The organism is Enterobacter cloacae complex sp. SHL012 (genome assembly GCF_049237505.1).
In the GTDB taxonomy this organism is placed as follows: Bacteria; Pseudomonadota; Gammaproteobacteria; order Enterobacterales; family Enterobacteriaceae; genus Enterobacter; species Enterobacter kobei.
The window spans coordinates 394,459-414,304 of sequence record NZ_JBMKIZ010000001.1; the positions used below are offsets into that span (position 1 = coordinate 394,459).

The 19,846-nt window shown below is 52.9% G+C and carries 19 protein-coding genes; 11 read left to right on the forward strand and 8 right to left on the reverse strand.

Annotated elements, in window-relative coordinates:
- The first annotated feature begins 14 nt into the window (after positions 1-14).
- Both ACOTY9_RS01925 and ACOTY9_RS01930 read left to right on the forward strand, forming a co-directional pair.
- Positions 15-2,195 carry a type I secretion system permease/ATPase gene (locus tag ACOTY9_RS01925; protein ID WP_348565510.1) on the forward strand — a complete coding sequence of 727 codons (2,181 nt, stop codon included), beginning with the start codon at positions 15-17 and terminating at the stop codon, positions 2,193-2,195.
- Positions 2,192-3,367, forward strand: coding sequence for an HlyD family type I secretion periplasmic adaptor subunit (locus ACOTY9_RS01930; RefSeq protein WP_071922253.1), 1,176 nt, complete (start codon positions 2,192-2,194; stop codon positions 3,365-3,367). Before ACOTY9_RS01925 ends, ACOTY9_RS01930 begins: the two co-directional genes overlap by 4 nt.
- A gap of 35 nt (positions 3,368-3,402) precedes the next feature.
- Here the strand turns inward: ACOTY9_RS01930 and ACOTY9_RS01935 are convergent, their stop codons facing one another.
- Positions 3,403-4,287 (reverse strand): hypothetical protein, encoded by an 885-nt coding sequence (locus ACOTY9_RS01935; RefSeq protein WP_032629235.1) that lies wholly within the window; start codon positions 4,285-4,287, stop codon positions 3,403-3,405.
- Between the two features lie 287 nt (positions 4,288-4,574).
- Here ACOTY9_RS01935 and ACOTY9_RS01940 point away from each other — a divergent pair, with 287 nt between their 5' ends.
- Positions 4,575-6,038: an EAL domain-containing protein gene (locus ACOTY9_RS01940; protein WP_045268119.1), complete on the forward strand. Its 1,464-nt coding sequence runs from the start codon at positions 4,575-4,577 to the stop codon at positions 6,036-6,038.
- A gap of 24 nt (positions 6,039-6,062) precedes the next feature.
- Here ACOTY9_RS01940 and ACOTY9_RS01945 read toward each other — a convergent pair whose 3' ends face one another.
- Together ACOTY9_RS01945 and ACOTY9_RS01950 are read right to left on the reverse strand one after the other, a co-directional pair.
- Entirely contained in the window at positions 6,063-6,335 is a 273-nt protein-coding gene (locus ACOTY9_RS01945) for a DUF883 family protein (RefSeq protein ID WP_014883773.1), read from the reverse strand.
- A 135-nt stretch (positions 6,336-6,470) separates the two neighbouring features.
- Positions 6,471-6,947 carry a GNAT family N-acetyltransferase gene (locus tag ACOTY9_RS01950; RefSeq protein ID WP_421637297.1) on the reverse strand — a complete coding sequence of 159 codons (477 nt, stop codon included), beginning with the start codon at positions 6,945-6,947 and terminating at the stop codon, positions 6,471-6,473.
- A gap of 89 nt (positions 6,948-7,036) precedes the next feature.
- On the opposite strand from ACOTY9_RS01950, the gene ACOTY9_RS01955 reads away from it, so the two are divergent.
- On the forward strand, positions 7,037-7,993 hold the full coding sequence (locus ACOTY9_RS01955) for a LysR family transcriptional regulator (RefSeq protein WP_032636605.1): 957 nt from the start codon (positions 7,037-7,039) through the stop codon (positions 7,991-7,993).
- On the opposite strand, the gene ACOTY9_RS01960 is transcribed toward ACOTY9_RS01955, so the two are convergent.
- Positions 7,990-8,856, reverse strand: a complete 867-nt coding sequence (locus ACOTY9_RS01960; protein ID WP_047344211.1) for an AraC family transcriptional regulator — start codon at positions 8,854-8,856, stop codon at positions 7,990-7,992. The genes ACOTY9_RS01955 and ACOTY9_RS01960 overlap by 4 nt on opposite strands.
- Positions 8,857-9,318: 462 nt before the next feature.
- Here ACOTY9_RS01960 and ACOTY9_RS01965 point away from each other — a divergent pair, with 462 nt between their 5' ends.
- The 5 genes from ACOTY9_RS01965 to ACOTY9_RS01985 all read left to right on the forward strand — a co-directional run bounded on the left by ACOTY9_RS01965 (position 9,319) and on the right by ACOTY9_RS01985 (position 13,581).
- Entirely contained in the window at positions 9,319-9,672 is a 354-nt protein-coding gene (locus ACOTY9_RS01965) for a hypothetical protein (protein ID WP_348565509.1), read from the forward strand.
- The gene (locus ACOTY9_RS01970) at positions 9,635-10,168 is read left to right on the forward strand and encodes a hypothetical protein (protein ID WP_348565508.1); all 534 of its coding nucleotides are present in this window, start codon (positions 9,635-9,637) and stop codon (positions 10,166-10,168) included. The genes ACOTY9_RS01965 and ACOTY9_RS01970 overlap by 38 nt, the downstream gene beginning before the upstream one ends.
- Before the next feature lie 136 nt (positions 10,169-10,304).
- Positions 10,305-10,580: a metal/formaldehyde-sensitive transcriptional repressor gene (locus tag ACOTY9_RS01975; RefSeq protein WP_003857256.1), complete on the forward strand. Its 276-nt coding sequence runs from the start codon at positions 10,305-10,307 to the stop codon at positions 10,578-10,580.
- 30 nt (positions 10,581-10,610) lie between these two features.
- Positions 10,611-11,729, forward strand: a complete 1,119-nt coding sequence (locus ACOTY9_RS01980; protein ID WP_014883778.1) for an S-(hydroxymethyl)glutathione dehydrogenase/class III alcohol dehydrogenase — start codon at positions 10,611-10,613, stop codon at positions 11,727-11,729.
- Positions 11,730-11,889: 160 nt separating this feature from the next.
- Positions 11,890-13,581 carry a methyl-accepting chemotaxis protein gene (locus ACOTY9_RS01985; protein ID WP_045282085.1) on the forward strand — a complete coding sequence of 564 codons (1,692 nt, stop codon included), beginning with the start codon at positions 11,890-11,892 and terminating at the stop codon, positions 13,579-13,581.
- A gap of 89 nt (positions 13,582-13,670) precedes the next feature.
- Here ACOTY9_RS01985 and ACOTY9_RS01990 read toward each other — a convergent pair whose 3' ends face one another.
- From ACOTY9_RS01990 to ACOTY9_RS02005, 4 genes are all read right to left on the reverse strand, one after another.
- Positions 13,671-16,052: a glucose/quinate/shikimate family membrane-bound PQQ-dependent dehydrogenase gene (locus ACOTY9_RS01990; protein ID WP_348565507.1), complete on the reverse strand. Its 2,382-nt coding sequence runs from the start codon at positions 16,050-16,052 to the stop codon at positions 13,671-13,673.
- Between the two features lie 250 nt (positions 16,053-16,302).
- Positions 16,303-17,226 carry a LysR substrate-binding domain-containing protein gene (locus tag ACOTY9_RS01995; RefSeq protein WP_014883781.1) on the reverse strand — a complete coding sequence of 308 codons (924 nt, stop codon included), beginning with the start codon at positions 17,224-17,226 and terminating at the stop codon, positions 16,303-16,305.
- 182 nt (positions 17,227-17,408) lie between these two features.
- Entirely contained in the window at positions 17,409-18,293 is an 885-nt protein-coding gene (locus ACOTY9_RS02000) for an SDR family oxidoreductase (RefSeq protein ID WP_014883782.1), read from the reverse strand.
- Positions 18,294-18,357: 64 nt separating this feature from the next.
- Positions 18,358-18,747, reverse strand: a complete 390-nt coding sequence (locus ACOTY9_RS02005) for a YdeI family stress tolerance OB fold protein (protein WP_014883783.1) — start codon at positions 18,745-18,747, stop codon at positions 18,358-18,360.
- 139 nt (positions 18,748-18,886) lie between these two features.
- On the opposite strand from ACOTY9_RS02005, the gene ACOTY9_RS02010 reads away from it, so the two are divergent.
- The gene (locus ACOTY9_RS02010; protein ID WP_048997011.1) at positions 18,887-19,390 is read left to right on the forward strand and encodes a hypothetical protein; all 504 of its coding nucleotides are present in this window, start codon (positions 18,887-18,889) and stop codon (positions 19,388-19,390) included.
- A 9-nt stretch (positions 19,391-19,399) separates the two neighbouring features.
- Positions 19,400-19,846: a DUF421 domain-containing protein gene (locus ACOTY9_RS02015; RefSeq protein WP_014883785.1), complete on the forward strand. Its 447-nt coding sequence runs from the start codon at positions 19,400-19,402 to the stop codon at positions 19,844-19,846.

The following is a 19,846-nucleotide window of genomic DNA, read 5'->3' on the forward strand; positions in this document are numbered from 1 at the left end:
TTAACCCGGAGATTATGAAGACACATCCACAGTACGAACCCTGGCTGCAGGGCATGCTGATCATCGCGAAGCACTATCGGCTGGACTTTTCCGCGGAACATGTTCGGGTCACGATTAACCATGAAAGTCAGTCTCCGCGCCAGCTGGTGCTGGAGGAGATGGCGCGCCAGCTAGGGCTGGGGATGCGTGTAGTGGCGGCGGAAGCGGTCTCTCTCGATCCGTGGCGTTTACCGCTGCTGGCGGAATTCACCGGCGGACAAATCGCAGTGATTACCCGCATGGACAACGAAGGCAACGTCAGCCTGCAGTTTAGCGGAGACGGTGGCCTGGAGACGACGCTGACGCTGGAAGCGCTCGGGACACGGTTAAAGACCCTGCTGGTGCTGCGCCCGCTGGAGTCCACACCGGATGCCCGCGTGGACGATTACATTAAACCGTATGAGAAAAACTGGTTCTGGCAGCTGGCGCTGAAAGACTGGCGACGCTACAGCGACATTATGCTGGTGGCGCTGGTGGCTAACGTACTGGCTCTCTCTGGCATGGTTTTTTCCATGCAGGTGTACGACAGGGTCGTACCGTCGCAATCAGAAGCCACGCTGTGGGTGCTGTTTGGCGGCGTCATGATTGCAATTGTATTCGAATTCGTCATGCGCATGCTGCGCGTGCATATATCTGACGTGGTGGGGAAACGCGCCGACCTGCGCATTTCAGAGCGTGTGTTTGCCCACGCGCTGCGGATTAAAAATGGCGCACGCTCCAAATCAACCGGTTCGTTTATTGCGCAGATCCGCGAGCTGGAGTCGGTGCGTGAACTCATCACCTCCACTACCATTGCGGCGATCTCCGATCTGCCGTTCTTCCTGCTGTTCGTCTTTATTCTGTGGATGATCGGCGGCCCGCTGGTGCTGGTGGTGCTGCTCGCCGTGCCGCTGTTGCTGATTCCGGGCCTGCTGGTGCAGCGTCCGCTGGGCAAACTCTCCAGCGAGGGGATGCGCGAATCTGCTATCCGTAACGCCACGCTGGTGGAGGCGGTGCAGGGCATTGAGGACATCAAGCTGATGCGCGCCGAACAGCGTTTCCAGAACCAGTGGAATAACACCAACGATGTCGCCGCCACCGTCGGCATGAAGCAGCGCTGGCTGACGGGCCTGCTGCTGACCTGGACCCAGGAAGTGCAGTCTATCGTCTATGCGGTAGTCCTGCTGGTGGGCTGTTATCTGGTGATCAGCGGGGATATGACCACCGGTGCGCTGGTAGGAACCTCGATTCTGGCGTCGCGCACCATCGCGCCGCTGTCGCAGATCTCAGGCGTGCTCTCCCGCTGGCAGTCGGCAAAAGTGGCCCGTAAGGGGCTGGACGACCTGATGCAGCGACCGATTGACGATCCGCAGCACGGGAAGAAGGTGCATAAAGCCCATCTGCGCGGCGATTACGTGCTGGAGGACGTCGGGTTTTACTACGATGAAGAAGAGAAACTCAGCGTGCTTAACATCAGCAAGCTACAGATCCGTGCCGGGGAGCGCGTGGCGGTGCTTGGCCGAAATGGCTCCGGCAAAAGCACGCTGCTGCAACTTCTGGCGGGCATGCAGGAGCCGCAGCAGGGCAGCATCCTGCTGGACGATATCGCGCTTAACCATCTGGACCCGGCCGATCTGCGTCGCGACATGCAGTTGCTCAGCCAGCAGGCGCGGCTGTTCTTTGGCTCCGTGCGGGACAATATCCTGATGGGTAACCCACTGGCGACTGACGAAGAAATTCATCAGGCGCTGGTGAACAGCGGCGCGCTGGAGTTTGTGCGCAAGCAGAAAATGGGGCTGAACACCCTTATCAATGAAGGCGGCACGGGGCTGTCCGGCGGGCAGCGTCAGGCGCTGCTGCTGGCGCGCGCGCTGATCACTTCTCCGACGATTCTGCTGCTGGATGAGCCTACCGCCTGGCTGGATGAAGTGAGCGAGAAGCAGTTTATTCAGCATCTTCACCAGTGGCTGGGCAAGCGCCGGACGCTGGTGGTGGCTACCCACCGCCTGCCAATTCTGGACCTGGTTGACCGCATCATTGTGCTGGAAAACGGCAAGGTGGTGATGGACGGCCCGCGCGACGCGATCCTGCATCAGCACGGTATGGCGACGCCAAAAGCCGCGCAGCGCACCGTGACCATGAAAGCGGCGGCGGTTGCTGAGGAGGGTGTGGCATGAATGATTTAACCCGTTTTAATAGCCGTCTGAAAGAGCCACGCCTACCGAGGTCGTCGCGGGTGGCATGGGCGCTGTTCGCCCTGCTGGCGGTATTTATCGCCTGGGCGAGCCTGTTCGAGCTTGATGAAGTCACAACCGGCAGCGGCAAGGTGATTCCGTCTTCGCATGAGCAGGTGATTCAGTCCCTGGAAGGGGGGATTATTCACAGCCTGATGGTGCGCGAAGGCGACATTGTCGAACGCGGTCAGCAGCTTGCGCAGTTAGACCGGACAAAAACCGAGTCCAGCGTGCTGGAGAGTGAGTCCCGTCTGAATGCCGCGCTGGCAACGGCGGCGCGCCTGAAGGCCGAGGTCAACGACACGGCGCTGATTTTTCCCGAAGAACTGGATGACGACGTTGAGCTGGTCAAACAAGAGACGGCGCTCTATCAGTCCCGTCGCGAAAGCCTGGAAAAAGGGCTGGCCGGCCTGCGTCAGGGGGCTGAACTGGTGCAGCGTGAACTGTCGTTAACCCGTCCGCTGGTGACCCAGGGGGCGGCCAGCAAGGTGGAGGTGTTACGTCTTGAGCGTCAAAAAAATGAGCTTGAGAATAAAATCACCGAGATGAAAAACCAGTATTACGTTCGCGCCCGTGAAGAACTGGCAAAAGCCAACGCGGAAATTGAAGCTCAGCGTTCGGTGATGAAAGGACGTGAGGATTCCCTGACCCGGCTGACCTTCAATGCGCCGGTACGTGGCATCGTGAAGGATATTGACGTGACGACCGTGGGAGGCGTTATTCCGCCGAATGGCAAACTGATGAGCCTGGTGCCGCTGGACGATCAGATGGTAGTTGAGGCAAAAATCTCCCCGCGCGACGTGGCATTTATCCATCCCGGCCAGAAAGCGCTGGTAAAAGTGACGGCCTATGACTATTCCATTTACGGTGGGCTGGAAGGGGAAGTGACCATGATTTCACCGGATACTTTGCAGGATGAGGTGAAAAGGGATGTCTACTACTACCGCGTTTATATCCGCACCGACAGTAACCATCTGACCAATAAGCAAGGTAAGGAATTTCCGGTCTTTCCGGGGATGATTGCGACGGTGGATATCAAAACCGGCAGTAAAACCATTCTTGATTATCTGTTGAAGCCGCTCAACAAAGCGAAAGAAGCGCTGCGGGAGAGATAAGGGCAGGGCGTTCGGGGAACCGAACGCCATTTTTATTATACCGTTAATGTGACGTTGTTGGGGTGGCGTCGTTCTTTCGGTACCACGTTAATGTAATGGGTGACATACGCGAAATAGAGTCCGGCATAGTTTTCGACCAGTTCGAGAAAAGCCGGATACACCGACAGGCGACCGTCACCGCGATCTTTCAGATATCCTGCCTCTTGCGCTGTTTTGATAATCCGGTTGACGTGGATCCGCGAAACAAAGAATTCTTTCGCGAGCGTGCTGGCTGAATAGTCAATAACTGCACCATGAGCAGATTTGTTTTTTATGGCCTGCAGATAAAGATAAAGCATAATCATGCGTCCGCCATCTTTATCGATAAATAATCCTACCTCGGGTAACACTTTCCTGAAGGTTAATCCCCGGAAGAGATATTCCGCTGCGCGGCGGAAAAAATTATTTCTCAATGTGTCATTATCCAGCAGGTTTACATCAATATTAAACGTCGGATAAAGAATGCTGACGGGCAAAAATGCACCGGACATATAGCGTTTAAGTTCACTCAATCCTTTTTCGGTCGGGGCTATTCGTGTTTTTCGACGGTCATCCGTACAGCGCCAGGTCCTGATGCGCCCCGTGGTTCTGAGAAGAGTAATGATCGCAATCACACTATTAGGGCTGGCTATTTTATAGCGGGAGCATAGCTCTTTAATCTCAGATACTGACTCGGCCTGATTGCCAAATATAAAACAACACATGGCGAGAATAATGTTGAACCGCGCTTCCTGAAGCATTGTCTTGTAGAACAAAGGTTGTTTTTTATAGATGGTGTCATTAATTGTGTAGTGCTCTAATATTGCCTCACCAAATCGTGGGTTGCTCTTTATAACATCCCGTCGATGTAGCAAGGCCCTGGATGAGATGTGATTATCCATAGCATTTTTCTCGTGTTTGATGAACCGATAGATGAAGTATCCAGTCTTCTTTTTCGGAATTTTCATTATACCTGAGAAACAGTGTTTTGCCGTCGTTATTTGAAAAGAAAGATATATTTACATTTGTCGACAGAAGAGAGAGTGATTAACGCAAAGATGTTCCGGTGCGGAACGTTGATAACAGTATCTTAACCTGATGGCGTACTGTAAAATTATTCTATACACCAGCTGTATTACATATTCCGTATTCATAATAAGAATGGCGATTTTGTGCCCAGGAGCAGGTTATGACCCACAAAATTTCTCACAGAAATGTTGCTCGCGACGATCGGCGGTTTGTCATCTCAACCTGCGGTTTTACCTTCCAGGGGTATGCTTTGCTCCTGAAAAAGTACGGCATAGACGCTTCGCATATCCACTTTGAGGGAGATGATGTCTGCCAACGGGATAGGGAAAATATCCTTAATAATCAACATGCTCATATTGTTGTGTTTCCGGGTAAAGGGATTGTCACTCTGCTGGAAAGTCTGACGCGGCTGGCATCCGTACTGAATGCATTGCCTGTTATCCGATGCGTGACCCTTTATAGTGATATACCTGACAGCTGGTTATATCGCACCCTGGGTAGCCTTTTACATAACAGCCATCAATTATCACTAATTCGGATCGCCAGCGTTTCTGATGTCATCAACTGCTTCCATACCCATAATAAGGGGTTTAAAGACCACTCGCGATTATTACGCGATCACTGTCTGGGGTATTCTCCGCAGGAAAATCTGAAATGGCTAACAAGAAGAGAAATTGACGTTTTATTGAATTTCTACCGCGGAATGTCCGTAAAAGATCTGTGCGAAAAGCTAGGACTTTCTAATAAAACGGTTTATACCCATCGTAAGGAAGGTGTGCAGAAGTTACATTATATTAAACGATGGTTAAACGATCCGCATAACTTCAAAGCGGAAAGAAGTCACAAAAACCATCGTCTTAAAGCAGAATTCACGGATAAAGAAGCAGATATTTTTAATGCTCTGGTGAAAAGGGAAATCTTCCCGGCCTACCAGATCATTACCGATCGCGACAAAAAAGGGGTGGGCTTTGAGATACTGATCCGCTGGAATAAAAACGGCAAAATAGTCAAGCCTGCCTGTTTTCTTAATGACATTTCAAATCACGAGATATGGTTAAAAATAACGGCCCTGGTGATCCACGCTGCCGTGTCCGGGATTAATAAATATAATGGGAAATTCTATTTTTCAGTCAATATTCCGCCTCGTCTCGCTTCCGGAAAAGCGTTGCCGGAGATGGCCCGGAAAGCCATCGGCATGTTGCTCAAACCCCAGTGGGCGGAAAAGCTTGTCTTTGAATTTGCAGAAGATATCGATGTGACCAAAGACAAGAAGATCCCTGAAACCATGCGGCATCTGCGTAATACCGGGTGCAGACTGTTTCTGGATGACTGCTTCTCTAACCATCACACCATGTTTCCTGTCAGGCAGGTGCATTTTGACGGGTTGAAACTTGACCGCGACATCGTCGAGCATTTTGTGGCGAACGACAACGATTATAATCTGATTAAAGCGATTCAGATATACAGCGACATGACCGGAACGGACTGCATTGCTGAAGGGGTGGACAGTGAAGAGAAATTTGAAAAATTAGTCGAACTGGGCGTGAAAAACTTTCAGGGATATTATCTCTCACGGGCTGTGAAGGAGGAGGAATTAGATCGCATGGTAAGACAGTTTAGCTAAAAATAAAGCCCCGAAGGGCCTTGATTATTTACGACCCAGTAGCAGGCCGAGAACAATACCGACGGCACCGGCGGCGATAAGGCCGGTTAGCGGGTTATTTCTGACCGCTTCTGTTACATCAGAAACCGCATCGCTGGCCTGCGCGGCATATTTTTTAGCCGCGCCTTTTACCTGGTGCTTTGGTGAATCGACGAATTCACCAAACTGCTGCTGTGCAGAACCTGCAATTTCATCGAGCTTATTTTTTGCTTTATCTTCAGCAAACTGGGTGTTTTTATCAGTACCGAAATCAGACATCTTTGCCTCCTTGTGTTGATAATTAAAGGATAGCCGCTCTTTGCAGATATGAGAGACGAAAGGTTAATTTCGGCACCTGGCAGGGCTGTTTTCGGATATATCTCTGTGCGAAAGGACTCGCACAGAGAGACGCTGTTATTCGGCAAAACTCAGCAGCGCGTCGCCATCAAGGCGATAGCGCACCCATTCAGACTGCGGCAGCGCGCCAATGCTCAGGTAAAAATCAATGGCGGGCTGGTTCCAGTCCAGAACGCTCCATTCCAGGCGACCACACTGCCGCTTTACCGCGAGTTGCGCGATATGTTTCAGTAACGCTCTTCCCGCGCCTTTACCGCGATACTCCGGGGAAACGTACAGGTCTTCCATATAGATCCCGTTGCGTCCGAGCCAGGTTGAATAGCTGGTAAAGAACACGGCATAGCCGATGATGTTGCCTTCATACTCAGCGATCAACGCTTCGGTGTTACTTCCCGCGCCAAAGAGCGTTTCACGGATCTCCTCTGGCGTGGTAACCACTTCTTCCGGCGCTTTTTCATAGACTGCCAGCTCGTAGATCATGACGTAAATGGTCGCGGCATCTTCGGGACGAGCCTGACGAAGGATAATGCTCATTGTTATTCCTGCTTTTTGTCTGTTTCGCGATTGATGGCGTTAAGCATACGGAGTATTGTCCGAAGAATTAAGTGCAATGAAATCAACAAATGATGAATATTATGCATCCGGCTTTACGACGTCTTGATTTAAACCTGTTGCCCGTTTTCGACGCGATTTACCGCCATCGTTCTGTTCGTCTGGCAGCCGATGAGCTGGCGATGAGCACATCGGCACTGAGCCATGCGCTTTCGCGTCTGCGCGCGACGCTGAACGATCCGCTCTTTTTTCGGGAAGGGCATCGTATGTCCCCCAGCGTGTATGCTTCTCAGCTCGCACCTTCCATCGCTTCCGCACTGTCATTCCTGAATCATGAGCTGACCCCGCAGCCGGAGTTTGACGCCCCCAGCAGTACCGAGAGCTTACACATTGCGATTACGGATTTTACCGCGCTTTGCGTTTTTCCGACCCTGATGCACACCTTGCAGCATGCTGCCCCTGGTTTGCGTTTTGAATTGCGTTATTTGCCCCACAGCCCGGCGCTGACGGAGCTATTAGCCGGGGAAGTGGATCTGGCGCTCGGGTTCAGTACCTCGGAGGATATTCGTCATCCGGAACTGGAGGAGATAGGCTGGTTCGAAGATGAGTATGTGGTCATCAGTAACGCCAGCCGGACACGGCTGACGCTGGAGGATTATCTCGCGGCCCGACATCTGGTGGTCACGCCCTGGAATGAGAAACAAGGGGTTCTGGATCTGCGGCTTGAACAGTTGGGCTATACCCGGCACATAGCGATCAAAACGCCGTCGATGCTCAGCGCCCCGTTTATCGTTGCACAAAGCGATCTGCTGATGGCGATCCCGCGGTTTGCGGCTGAGAAGCTGGTCGCGGCTGCGGATCTCAGGATATTTGCTTTACCGTTTTCAATCCGCGCGTTTGAAGTGAAAATTTACTCGCATAAACGCAGCGGCCAGCGGGGGGCGACCCGCTGGCTTAAGGAGGAACTGCATAAACTGGCGCAGGCGGTAAGACGTTCAGCTGATGGCGGGGGAAGTCATCCGTCTTAATTTAACGGCAGATAGATATCCGTTTGCAGCGCATGTTCCGGCACCTCGTGGACAAAATTGAGGTAGTGGAAAAATACCGGTGCATCGCGCAGCGTTTCGCCGCTGTCTGGTAGCCAGTCGCGGAACATCGCCCATACCGTGTTGGAGATCGTATCCAGCGAGCCGGTGTGACGCCCGACAGCGTATCGTCCGCCTTTGATTTCACCATTGGCAACCCCGAACGCATTTTCTGGTACTGCCTCCGTAACGCTGCCACAGATATCGAAGCGAAAGGCATCGGCAGGTGTGGTTGCCGGGTCGTCCCAGGCGATGCCAAACGTGCTGCTTTCGCGTACTGGCGATAGCCCCGTGGCCTTACGCCAGGCGATAAATGTCGCCGCGCTGTCATTAACCCGATCCGGGCTGCCACGGTGTTGCAGCATGGCCACGTGAGTTTGGGGGAAATCAACAATTTTAACGTCCATCGATTTTTGCTCCTGAAAGGTCATTTTCGGTACGCGCTGGTGCCAGCTTAGCCAGTCCGGCTGCTGCCGGAACTGACGCGGGCTCTTTCCAAACGCGGTTTTGAAGGCGCGGCTGAACGATTCGGGGTTCTGGAAACCGGCATCGAGCGCAATATCAATCACCTTATCCTGCGGATTAAAGGCCAGTCGCCAGGAGGCTCGGCGCAGGCGTAGCCACTGGATATAGCGATACAGCGGCTGACCACTGAACGCCAGAAACTGACGATGAAAATGATAAGGTGAACAGCAGGCTATCGCGCTGAGCTTTTCCAGCGTGAGCGGTTCATCCAGGTGGTGCGCAATATAGTCGCACACCCTGTATAAGCGCTCACGGTATGCCGATTTGGCTGCATCGTTCATGACATCCTCCTGATGATCTACTTTGCCTGCGCGGTCGGGCAGGATCCTGACCGATCTTGCTTATCAGATTCATTATTGACGAAGTTTTTTCATGACAATGCGATTATGGGGGGATTCCAGCAGCATAACATTGCACGGGAGCAATGGCCCTCTCATCAAAGATACTCTGTTCAAAATGATGACTCTCAGCGGTGACGGGAAAAATTTCCATTAAGCAAAAGTTTCGTCATGGCTATCTTTAACGAAGGCCATGATAACAAACGGCACAAAAGCGCTTGATTAGAAGCGAGAATGTGTTGTGTGAGGGAATATTGCTTGCGTTGAGATGTTAGTCACACAAAGCAAATGACAGAACAACTATTAGACATTAAAAATATAATATTTCCTTTGGTTAACAATTCCACCATGGCCGTTAAAATGTTATCTTAAATCCTCTTCATCATACGGACTAAAGGACTATCTATGTCTTGGCAAGGTGTACCGTTCAAACTTCTAAATGTAGGCGATGTTGAACAATTTTTTTTAAAAGTTTCGTCTCTTCCTAAAATAACTATCGATACGCCTACTGATTACAATCAACTCTGGTTAACGGTTGGTGCTACGTTCCTTGGTGGTATAATTCCAGCTTTGATTGCGTGGAGAACATTTCATGTAAACGCAAAAAACGTTAGAAACGAAAGAGACGAGCAACAGCGTTTCTTAAAGTCTGAAAGGGCAAAGCAGCAGCTATTTATGATGGGTGAGCGTGCCTCGCAATTTGCCTCATTGAAAGAAGAACGTGAAATACAAAAAAACGCTTGCCCAAAAAACAATTAATGCTCAAGTAATCTCAACCAATAGACAAAAATGGATTAATGATTTTCGTGATAATATCGCCGAATTTTGTTTATTAATATTCAGTCATTACGATGCCCGTTCAAGTTATCTGATTACTGAGCGTAAGTTACGGGTAATAACTGATGTATATAAAGGAACTAAATGCTCTGAGGATTTTAGAGTTCGTTATCAGGAGGCAAGTGACGAATTTTCACGTTGTCTGGAGAAATCTCAGTCAACTCATAATGCTATGGATAAAATGAAGTTTCTCATATTGCTAAGTATGAATCCACAAGAAAAAGAAACTCAAGAAATTAAACGATTGATTAATTTTTTAAAGAGGTCGATTAATAAATTAGTTATTGATGACGTTTCGGGGGGATTAGCAAATGTTACAGAGGTTTATACTGAATTATTAAACGGTTCGGAAGAATTAATGGGTGTAGTAGGGGGCATTCTAAAAAGAGAGTGGGAAAGAGTGAAGTTATGTGAATAAGACGTACGCACGTATGAGGGGGGTCAACGTGGGGTTTAAAAATTTCGAGTAAATGTGCAATAACCCTATAAAACTTAATGTTTACAGAAAGTTGATTTCATTGATACCATACCCCCCTATAGTATCAGGAGGGCGTATGCCGCATTCACCCGAAGATAAAAAACGTATTCTTACTCGCGTCCGTCGCATTCGGGGCCAGGTCGATGCCCTTGAACGCGCACTGGAGTCGGGCGATCCCTGTCTGGCTATCCTGCAGCAAATTGCCGCCGTGCGCGGTGCTGCCAATGGCCTGATGGGCGAAATGGTAGAAATTCATCTCAAAGATGAGCTGGTGACGGGAGAGACAACGCCGGATCAGCGAGCCGTGCGCATGGCAGAAGTCGGCCATTTGCTGCGCTCTTATCTAAAATAAACCCACACACCTGACAAAAAGGGAAGACCTATGAAATCTCGCGCTGCTGTTGCATTTGGCCCCGGCCAGCCGCTGAAAATCGTTGAAATCGACGTCGCACCACCGAAAAAAGGCGAAGTGCTGATCAAAATTACCCATACCGGCGTTTGCCATACCGATGCGTTCACGCTGTCCGGCGACGATCCGGAAGGTGTTTTCCCGGCGGTACTGGGACACGAAGGCGGCGGGATCGTGGTGGAGGTGGGCGAGGGCGTGACCAGCCTGAAGCCTGGCGATCACGTTATCCCGCTGTACACGGCGGAATGCGGCGAGTGTAAGTTCTGTAAATCCGGCAAGACCAACCTCTGCCAGGCTGTTCGCGCCACGCAGGGCAAAGGGCTGATGCCTGACGGGACGACCCGTTTCTCTTATAACGGCGAGCCGATTTACCACTACATGGGCACCAGCACCTTCAGCGAGTATACCGTTTGCGCGGAGATCTCTCTGGCGAAGGTGAACCCGCAGGCGCCGCTGGATAAAGTCTGCCTGCTGGGCTGCGGCGTGACGACCGGCATTGGCGCGGTCCATAACACGGCAAAAGTCAAAGAGGGGGATACCGTGGCGGTGTTCGGTCTCGGCGGCATTGGTCTGGCGGTGATTCAGGGCGCGGTGCAGGCGAAGGCCGGGCGTATTATTGCGGTCGACACTAACCCGGAGAAATTCAAACTGGCGGGTGAAATGGGCGCGACAGATTTCGTTAACCCGAAAGATCACGAAAAACCGATTCAGGATGTCATTGTTGAGATGACCGACGGCGGCGTGGACTTCAGCTTTGAGTGTATCGGCAACGTTAACGTCATGCGTTCCGCGCTGGAATGCTGCCACAAAGGCTGGGGCGAGAGCATCATTATTGGTGTGGCCGGCGCGGGTCAGGAGATTAAAACCCGTCCATTCCAGCTGGTCACCGGACGCGTGTGGCGCGGCTCCGCGTTTGGCGGCGTGAAGGGCCGTACCCAGCTTCCGGGGATGGTTGAAGATGCGATGGTCGGTAAGATTCAGCTCGATCCGTTCATTACTCACCGTTTGCCGCTGGAGCAGATCAACGAAGCGTTTGATCTGATGCACGACGGAAAATCTATCCGTACCGTTATTCATTTCGGCGACAAGTAACTCTTCTGCCAGCGGTTTTTAGCCGCTGGCATTTCTTTAATAATCTTCTCTAAAGTGTGACCAGTGCGGCGTTTTTAGCCGTAATCTAAATCTCTGCCGTGCCGATGACTATCTAACAGGCGTGTTTTTACGCATCTTACCTATAAGAGAGTCGACGGTCATGGACAACACTACTTCGATGCAGGCGCAGCGTAAGCTGGGCTTCTTGCATCACATCAGGCTGGTTCCGCTGTTTTCCTCCATTCTCGGTGGCATTATTTTGCTGTTTGCCTTGAGCTCGGGTCTGGCGGGATATTTCCTGCTGCAGGCCGATAAGGATCTGCAGGATGTCACATCTGAGATTCAGGTGCGTATGGGGCTGTCGAACAGCTCAAACCATCTGCGCACCGCGCGTATCAATCTGATCCACGCCGGCGCGGCAAGCCGTATCGCAGAGATGGATGCGATGAAGCAGAACATCAGCGAGGCGGAAACGCGTATCAAGCAGTCCCAGGATAGCTTTAACGCGTATATGAATCGCTCCGTGCGTACCGCTGAAGACGAAGCGCTGGATGCTGACCTGAAAGCGCGCTACGACGCCTATATCGCGGGCATGCAGCCGATGGTCAAATTTGCCAAAAACGGCATGTTCGAAGCGATCATCAACCACGAAAATGAAACCGCGCGCCCGCTGGATGACGCTTACAATGCCGTGCTGCTGAAGGCGATTAAGATCCGCACCGACCGTGCCAATGCGCTAACGGCGCAGGCGCACAGCCGCACGCAGCTGGGGCTGATGTTTATGGTGGGCGCGTTTGTGCTGGCGCTGGTATTGACCGCGATGACCTTCGTTGTGCTGCGCCGCACGGTCATTCATCCGCTACAGCGTGCTGCGAAACGTATCGAGAATATTGCAAAAGGTGACCTGACGATGCCGGACGATGTGGCCGGACGCAGCGAAATTGGCCGTCTGACGCGCGATCTGCAAACCATGCAGCACTCCCTCGAAACAACGGTTGGCACCGTGCGTCAGGGCGCGGAGGAGATCTATCGCGGAACCAGCGAGATTTCTGCCGGTAATACTGACCTCTCTTCGCGCACCGAGCAGCAGGCCGCGGCCATTGAGCAGACCGCCGCGAGCATGGAACAGTTAACCGCCACGGTGAAACAGAACGCTGATAACGCGCATCATGCCAGCAAGCTGGCGGAAGATGCCTCCGGAAAAGCCAGCCGTGGCGGCCAGATGGTCTCCGGCGTGGTCAAAACGATGGGCAACATCTCCAGCAGTTCGAAGAAGATCTCTGAGATTACCGCCGTGATTAACAGCATTGCTTTCCAGACCAATATTCTGGCACTGAACGCGGCGGTAGAAGCGGCGCGCGCGGGTGAACAGGGGCGTGGATTTGCGGTGGTAGCCAGTGAAGTGCGTACGCTGGCAAGCCGTAGCGCCAACGCGGCAAAAGAGATCGAAAGCCTGATCAATGAGTCGGTTTCCCTTATCGATCAGGGGTCGGGTGAGGTGGTGGCTGCGGGTAACACCATGAATGAAATCGTCGACGCGGTTAAGCGCGTGACCGACATCATGCTGGAAATTGCCGCCGCATCGGATGAGCAGAGCCGCGGAATTGTGCAGGTCAGCCAGGCGATTTCGGAGATGGATAAAGTGACTCAGCAGAACGCCTCGCTGGTGGAAGAAGCATCCGCAGCCGCGGCATCCCTGGAAGAGCAGGGCGCACGTCTGACCGAGGCTGTGGGGGCGTTTCGTTTAAGCGGCGCGAAGCCTGGCCGCGCGGTGACGTCTGTGCCAGTGGCGAAGAACGCGCCGTTGCGCCCGGCGGCGACGGTTTCCGGAGATAACTGGGAGACGTTCTGAGTCGCCAGCAGTGTCGGGTGGCGCTTCGCTTACCCGACCTACAAAATCGACCTACAAAAAAAGGGACCCTTCGGTCCCTTTTTCACAGCTTATTTCTTATCAGGTAACGCGTATGCGATAACGTAATCACCGCGATCCGGTGACTGGCGAGCGCCCCCGGCGTTAATGATGATGTACTGTTTACCGGTTTTCGGTGAGACGTAAGTCATCGGCCCGGACTGGCTGCCAACCGGCAGTCGGTCTTTCCAGATCTCTTTCCCGGTGGCGGTATCAAACGCACGCAGGTAGAAATCCTGAGTACCGGCGAAGAACAGCAGGCCGGACTGGGTTGAGAGCGACGCGCCCAGCGTTGGCATCCCGATTGGGATAGGCATGTGCATGCGAATGCCCAGAGGGCCGGTGTCTTCCACCGTACCGACAGGCACCTGCCACACCAGTTTGCCGGATTTCAGATCGACCGCGGACATGGTGCCGAACGGCGGTTTCTGGCACGGAATGCCAAGCGGTGACAGGAAACGTTCACGCATTGCGCCGAACGGCGTGCCGTCCATCGGGACGATGCCCATCTCAATGCCGCTGGCGTCTTTCGCCACGTTAGCGCGCGGCACCATGTAGTTTGCCAGTCCGAGGCGCATATCGTTGACGAACATCAGGCTGTTGTTCGGGTCAACCGAGACGCTGCCCCAGTTCATTCCGCCCAGCGAGCCAGGGAACTGCAGGGAACGGTCAAGACCCGGCGGGGTGAAGACGCCCTGATGACGCATCTCTTTAAACTGAATACGGCACAGCAGCAGGTCGACAGGCGTCGCGCCCCACATGTCGGATTCAGTCAGCGTCTGGTTGCCAATCATCGGCATGCCGACGGAATACGGCTGGGTGGGTGAGTAGCGTTCACCTTCAACGTTACCAGCCGGTACCGGACGCTCTTCTACCTTCGCGACCGGCTTACCGGTTTCGCGGTTGAGCATAAAGATCATGCCCTGCTTGCTGGTCTGCACCAGTACAGGCGTGGTGCCGCCTTTGCCGTCAGGCAGGTCATACAGCAGCGGCTGGGAAGGCAGGTCGAAGTCCCACAGATCGTGGTGGGTGGTCTGGAAATGCCAGCGCACCTGGCCGGTGGTGGCATCAACGGCGACGATAGAAGAGCTGTATTTATCGTCCAGCGCGGTACGCTCACCCGCCCAGAAATCCGGGGTGGCGTTGCCGGTTGGCAGATAAATCAGGTTCAGTTTGGCGTCGTAAGACATGGCCGACCAGACATTTGGCGTACCGCGGGTGTAGGTCTGTCCTTCCGGCGGCAGGCCGGTCAGGTTCGGATTACCCGGATCCCACGCCCAGGCCAGCTTACCGGTGTGAACGTCATACGCACGTACCACGCCCGGGGGTTCGCCGATGGAGAAGTTATCCGCGACGCGACCGCCGACGACGACCACGTTCCCGGCGACCAGCGGCGTGGAGGTCTGCTGATAATATCCCGGCTTGATCTCACCCATACCGATGCTCAGATCCACGGTGCCGTGGTCGCCAAAATCTTCGCAGACCTTGCCGTTATCCGCATTGATGGCAATCAGGCGGGCATCGGTGGTCGGCAGGAACAGACGGCGAGGGCATGCGGCAGGCTGCGCGGTTTCCTGTGACGTTGTCACGTTCTGGTGGTCTTCAAAATAGCCCAGACCGCGGCATCGCTGCCAGTTAGGCGCGGTGGCTTTAGAATCGTAGCGCCATTTTTCTTTCCCGGAGTCCACGTCCAGCGCCAGCACTTTACTGTACGGGGTACAAACGTACAGCGTATCGCCAATCTGTAAAGGCGTGTTCTGGTCTTCCGCGCCAGAGCCGTTGCTCTGTGGAATATCGCCGGTATGGGCAACCCAGGCGACTTTCAGTTCGCTGACGTTTTGCTTGTTAATTTGATCCAGTGCGGCGAAGCGGTCACCGTGTGTGGTGTTGCCCCAGTGCGCCCAGTTCTTTTGCTGCTCACCGGGTGCGACGGGTTTAACCGGAACGGGTTCATTCGCCGCCACGAGAGTCTGGGGCTTAAACATCCAGCCAAGGCTAACCAGCATCGCCACGGCCAGGACCGCCGCAACGCCAAAAGCAGGCGCCTTGTTGGGGGAATTGTGGTTTGCTCCACGCAGGTAAGGCCAGACGATGGCACAAAGGAAAGCCAGTACGGCGAAGGTAAACAGGCGGGAGAAGAGCGGCCAGAAATCCCAGCCCGCATCGCTTACCGCCCAGACCAGCGAGGCAATAAACGCGATGCTGTAAAGGACAATCCCGCTGGTGCGATTGAGGAAAATCAGGATCGCGGCAATCACCATTACCACGCCCATTATCAGGAAGTAACAACTTCCGCCCACGGTGGCGAGCTTAAACCCCAGCCCGCCGACGGCCAGACCGATGAGCAACATCAGTCCGGCAAGAAGCCACTGCAGGATACGCGGTATCCCACGTGGCGCGCTGCCAAATGCCATTTCTGTCTCCTTAGATCCCGCCGCTATGCCGGGTGTACCAGTTGGGTAATAAAATCGGCGGGAATAATGATTAACACGGGTGAATTCATCTTTATCAAAAGATTTACGAACCATTTGGTGAATTCGTGGCTATGATAAAACTGTTAAATTGTTTTACGCAATTGTTAATGAATCATTCCGCATTATTTGATTAGCGCACAGGACAGATCCCTCGCCCCGTTGGGGAGAGGGTTAGGGTGAAGGGAAGAATTCAAACCGGCATGGATTTACGGATGGCGCTCAGCAGCGTCTGCGCACCCGTTGAGAGCGGCGTGTCTACGCGGGTTAAAATGCCGATAGGTTCACCGGCACCCGGGGCGGTCACCGGCAGAGCGGTCAGGGTTCCCTGACGCAAATCATCTTTTACCGCACCGGAGGGAACGAACCAGACGTAGTCATAATCGAGGGTGAGCTGGCGTGACAGCGAGGCCGACAGCGTTTCGATACACCCTGAGGGTAGTGTACATCCCTGCATTTGCAGCAGGTTTTCGGCGGCCTGGCGCGGGACGGTGCCTTTCGGGCAGACCACCACGGGCCATTCCATGACGCGGCTTAACGTCACGGTATCCTGCAGTAAAGGATGGTCGGGACGCACCACCAGCTTCAGGGATTCCAGAAACAGCAGTTCGTAATTGAGACCGCCCATCAGTTCAGGGTCAGACATACGACCGATACCCAGATCCAGTTCCCCCGATTTGAGCCCCGCGAGCAGCATGGTGTTATTCATGGTGGCAACCTGAATCGTGGTATGCCGTTGCTGCTTGTGGAATTGACCAATCACGGGCGGCAAAATGCCCAGCGCCGCGGTAGGCAAGGCACCCACACGTACCACGTCACTGGTGTGCTCTTCTTTTCTGTGCAGGGACTGGCCTGCGGTGTTGAGCGCATCCAGCACCTTAACGGCGTGCGTCAGGAATTGTTCGCCCACAAGGGTAAGCTGTGCGCCCAACCGACCGCGATCGAAAAGACGGGCGCCGGTGAGCTGTTCCAGCTCGTTAAGGGTTTTTGAGAGCGCAGGCTGGCTCAGATTAAGGGTTTCAGCCGCTCGCCCCAGCGTTCCCTGTTGAGCGACGGCCACAAATGTATGCAAATGGCGCAAGCGTATGCGCTGACTGAACAGACCATTTTTTTCCATAGACGATGTTAAAAACAGAGCGATGCGGGTGACAAGTTAAGTTGTTTAATTTTGATAACCTGATAGCAAAATATTTTTAACATTTGATCTGTTTGAGTTACAACATGTTTTTCAGGAGGGGCTGCAGGCGAACGTCCTTGTTCATTTATTGCTCATTGCTGAGGGGTTACATCAGTAACCCATTAGATCACGCCATCCCCGCCGTCAGAACACCACACCTGACCGGACGTATAGGAACACGCATCCGAGGCCAGCGTGACGTACAGCGGAGCAATTTCTACCGGCTGACCCGGACGCCCCAGTGGCGTATCGCCGCCAAACTCCTTCACTTTTTCCATTGGCTGACCGCCGCTTGACTGCAGTACCGTCCAGTACGGTCCAGGCGCCACCGCGTTGACGCGAATGCCTTTTGGGCCCAGCTGTTTGGCTAAGGATTTAGTAAATACGGCCAGACAGGCTTTCGTCTGGGCGTAGTCCAGCAGCACGGGGCTGGGCTTCACTGCCTGAACCGAGGAGGTGTTAATGATAACGGACGACGCCTTCAGATGGCGCAGCGCCGCCTTGGTGATCCAGAAGGGGGCATAAACGTTGGTTTTAAATGTCGCGTCAAAGTCTTCGGTGGTGAGCTCTTCCAGAGACTCCCGGTACTGCTGACGGCCCGCGTTATTGATCAGAATATCCAGGCCACCCAGCTTCGAGACGGCTTCCTCGACCAGATTCTGACAGAAGGTTTCATCCCGGATATCCCCCGGCAGCGCGATGGCTTTGCGTCCTTCCGCTTTGATCAGCGCGATCACCTCTGCGGCGTCTTTTTCCTCTTCAGGCAAATAGTTGATGGCAACGTCAGCCCCTTCACGGGCATAGGCGATAGCCACCGCGCGACCTATCCCGGAGTCACCCCCGGTGATCAGCGCTTTTTTGCCGGTAAGGCGGCCATGCCCTTTGTAGCTTTTTTCCCCATGATCGGGTACAGGTTGCATCTCTGATGCCAGTCCCGGCGGCGTTTGCGGCTGTTCCGGGAACGGGGGTTGCGGGTAAGCGTTCGTACGTTGTGTAGTATCACTCATAGCTGACTCCTTAAGCCAAGGGGTGAGATTTGATGGATAGTTGCAGCGTTAACGCTTCGCTGAATTATTTCTGCAAACGATCAACACGGACGACGGCAGGAGATGATTTTTTATCAAGCGAACCGTTGATACTGATCATCTGGTCGGGTTTTACCGTTCTGCCGTCGAAGACTGCCTGGGGAATAATAACGTCGATTTTTCCGGTTTTATCCTGGAATACAAACTTATCGCCGCTACCATCAATAAGATTACCACGTAATGAAATTGTCGCACCGTCATGCATTTGTTTTGCCTGATCGATGGTCATAATACGCGCATCATCGGTTCCACGATATCCGCTATCCAGCGCGTGAGGCGGGGGCGGCGCGTCACCTTTTTGTAACCCGCCGTTATTATCTGCCCATGCTGATGGAACCAAAAATATCAAAAAAGCGGAAATAAGTGATAATTTCATCTGATATCCTTCATTTTTGGGTGTCTTGACTTATTAAGTATTGTTGCTATTCCTTTATGTGGCAAATGTGATAAGTCTTAAAAACAATCTCTTTTGAAATCAAAACACTCATAAAATAAGCGAAACGGTGACGACAACCATGAAGCGTGAAAATGAAAAGTTACCCGGGATAGATGAGAGTTATCGCTTGCTCAGGTTTGAATATGCATTTCGCCAGGTGGGTTTTGCGCTGCTTTTATGTATTATCATCGCAGCGATGGCCGGTCTGTTTTCCAGCGGCATGGTGAGCGACACGTCCAGGACCAATTCTGCTAAATCTCTGACCATTCACTATGAACGCTTTGGCCGTCGGGAGACCGAGTCAAGGATGCAATTTACGTTTCCGGTGAAAACGGCGGGTCACTTCACGCTCAGCATCACCAGCGAGCGCAGCGACGTTTACGAACCCGGCAGCGTCTGGCCGCAGCCGGACAGAATGTATAGCCGTGGGAAAACCCTCTATTTCGTCTATGACACGCTCCAGAAGTCAGACAGGTTCTCCGTGTTGTACTTCACGACCCCGACCCGGGCCGGTAAGTGGAATACTGTCATCCGCGCAAACAACGAGCCGGAGATCACCGTCTGGCAATTTATTTACCCGTAGGAGGCTGATATGGATATGGTCTTTCGTGCGCTGGCGATTTATCTGTTTCTCGTGGTGGTATTTAAAGTGGCGGGGCGACGCGCGCTGCTACAGATGACCAGCTTTGATCTTATTCTACTGTTAATTATTAGTGAAGCCACGCAGCAGGCGCTTCTGGGGCAGGACTTTTCTGTCACCGGGGCGATGATAACGATTACCACGCTGGTGGTGGTGGATATTCTCTTTGGGTTGATGAAGAAATATTTTTCCCCGGTGGAAAATATTCTGGATGGTAATCCCGTCATTCTGGTAGAGAATGGCGTGCCGTTAGCGGATAAACTTAAAAAAGTCGACGTATCCTGTGATGATATTCTGGTGTCAGCGCGTCAGAATAATGGCATTACAAAAATGAGTGAAATCAAATATGCCATATTCGAACGTAATGGGCATATTTCAATCATTCCTTTTGAGAAATAA

Coding starts and splice junctions, on each gene's coding strand:
- ACOTY9_RS01985 (WP_045282085.1), top strand. CDS start 11,890: ATGGACAACACTACTTCGATGCAGGCGCAGCGTAAGCTGGGCTTCTTG.
- ACOTY9_RS02010 (WP_048997011.1), top strand. CDS start 18,887: ATGAAGCGTGAAAATGAAAAGTTACCCGGGATAGATGAGAGTTATCGC.
- ACOTY9_RS01925 (WP_348565510.1), top strand. CDS start 15: ATGAAGACACATCCACAGTACGAACCCTGGCTGCAGGGCATGCTGATC.
- ACOTY9_RS01980 (WP_014883778.1), top strand. CDS start 10,611: ATGAAATCTCGCGCTGCTGTTGCATTTGGCCCCGGCCAGCCGCTGAAA.
- ACOTY9_RS02000 (WP_014883782.1), bottom strand. CDS start 18,293: ATGAGTGATACTACACAACGTACGAACGCTTACCCGCAACCCCCGTTC.
- ACOTY9_RS01960 (WP_047344211.1), bottom strand. CDS start 8,856: ATGAACGATGCAGCCAAATCGGCATACCGTGAGCGCTTATACAGGGTG.
- ACOTY9_RS01940 (WP_045268119.1), top strand. CDS start 4,575: ATGACCCACAAAATTTCTCACAGAAATGTTGCTCGCGACGATCGGCGG.
- ACOTY9_RS02005 (WP_014883783.1), bottom strand. CDS start 18,747: ATGAAATTATCACTTATTTCCGCTTTTTTGATATTTTTGGTTCCATCA.
- ACOTY9_RS01990 (WP_348565507.1), bottom strand. CDS start 16,052: ATGGCATTTGGCAGCGCGCCACGTGGGATACCGCGTATCCTGCAGTGG.
- ACOTY9_RS02015 (WP_014883785.1), top strand. CDS start 19,400: ATGGATATGGTCTTTCGTGCGCTGGCGATTTATCTGTTTCTCGTGGTG.
- ACOTY9_RS01955 (WP_032636605.1), top strand. CDS start 7,037: ATGATGAATATTATGCATCCGGCTTTACGACGTCTTGATTTAAACCTG.
- ACOTY9_RS01965 (WP_348565509.1), top strand. CDS start 9,319: ATGTCTTGGCAAGGTGTACCGTTCAAACTTCTAAATGTAGGCGATGTT.
- ACOTY9_RS01950 (WP_421637297.1), bottom strand. CDS start 6,947: ATGAGCATTATCCTTCGTCAGGCTCGTCCCGAAGATGCCGCGACCATT.
- ACOTY9_RS01935 (WP_032629235.1), bottom strand. CDS start 4,287: ATGGATAATCACATCTCATCCAGGGCCTTGCTACATCGACGGGATGTT.
- ACOTY9_RS01975 (WP_003857256.1), top strand. CDS start 10,305: ATGCCGCATTCACCCGAAGATAAAAAACGTATTCTTACTCGCGTCCGT.
- ACOTY9_RS01995 (WP_014883781.1), bottom strand. CDS start 17,226: ATGGAAAAAAATGGTCTGTTCAGTCAGCGCATACGCTTGCGCCATTTG.
- ACOTY9_RS01930 (WP_071922253.1), top strand. CDS start 2,192: ATGAATGATTTAACCCGTTTTAATAGCCGTCTGAAAGAGCCACGCCTA.
- ACOTY9_RS01945 (WP_014883773.1), bottom strand. CDS start 6,335: ATGTCTGATTTCGGTACTGATAAAAACACCCAGTTTGCTGAAGATAAA.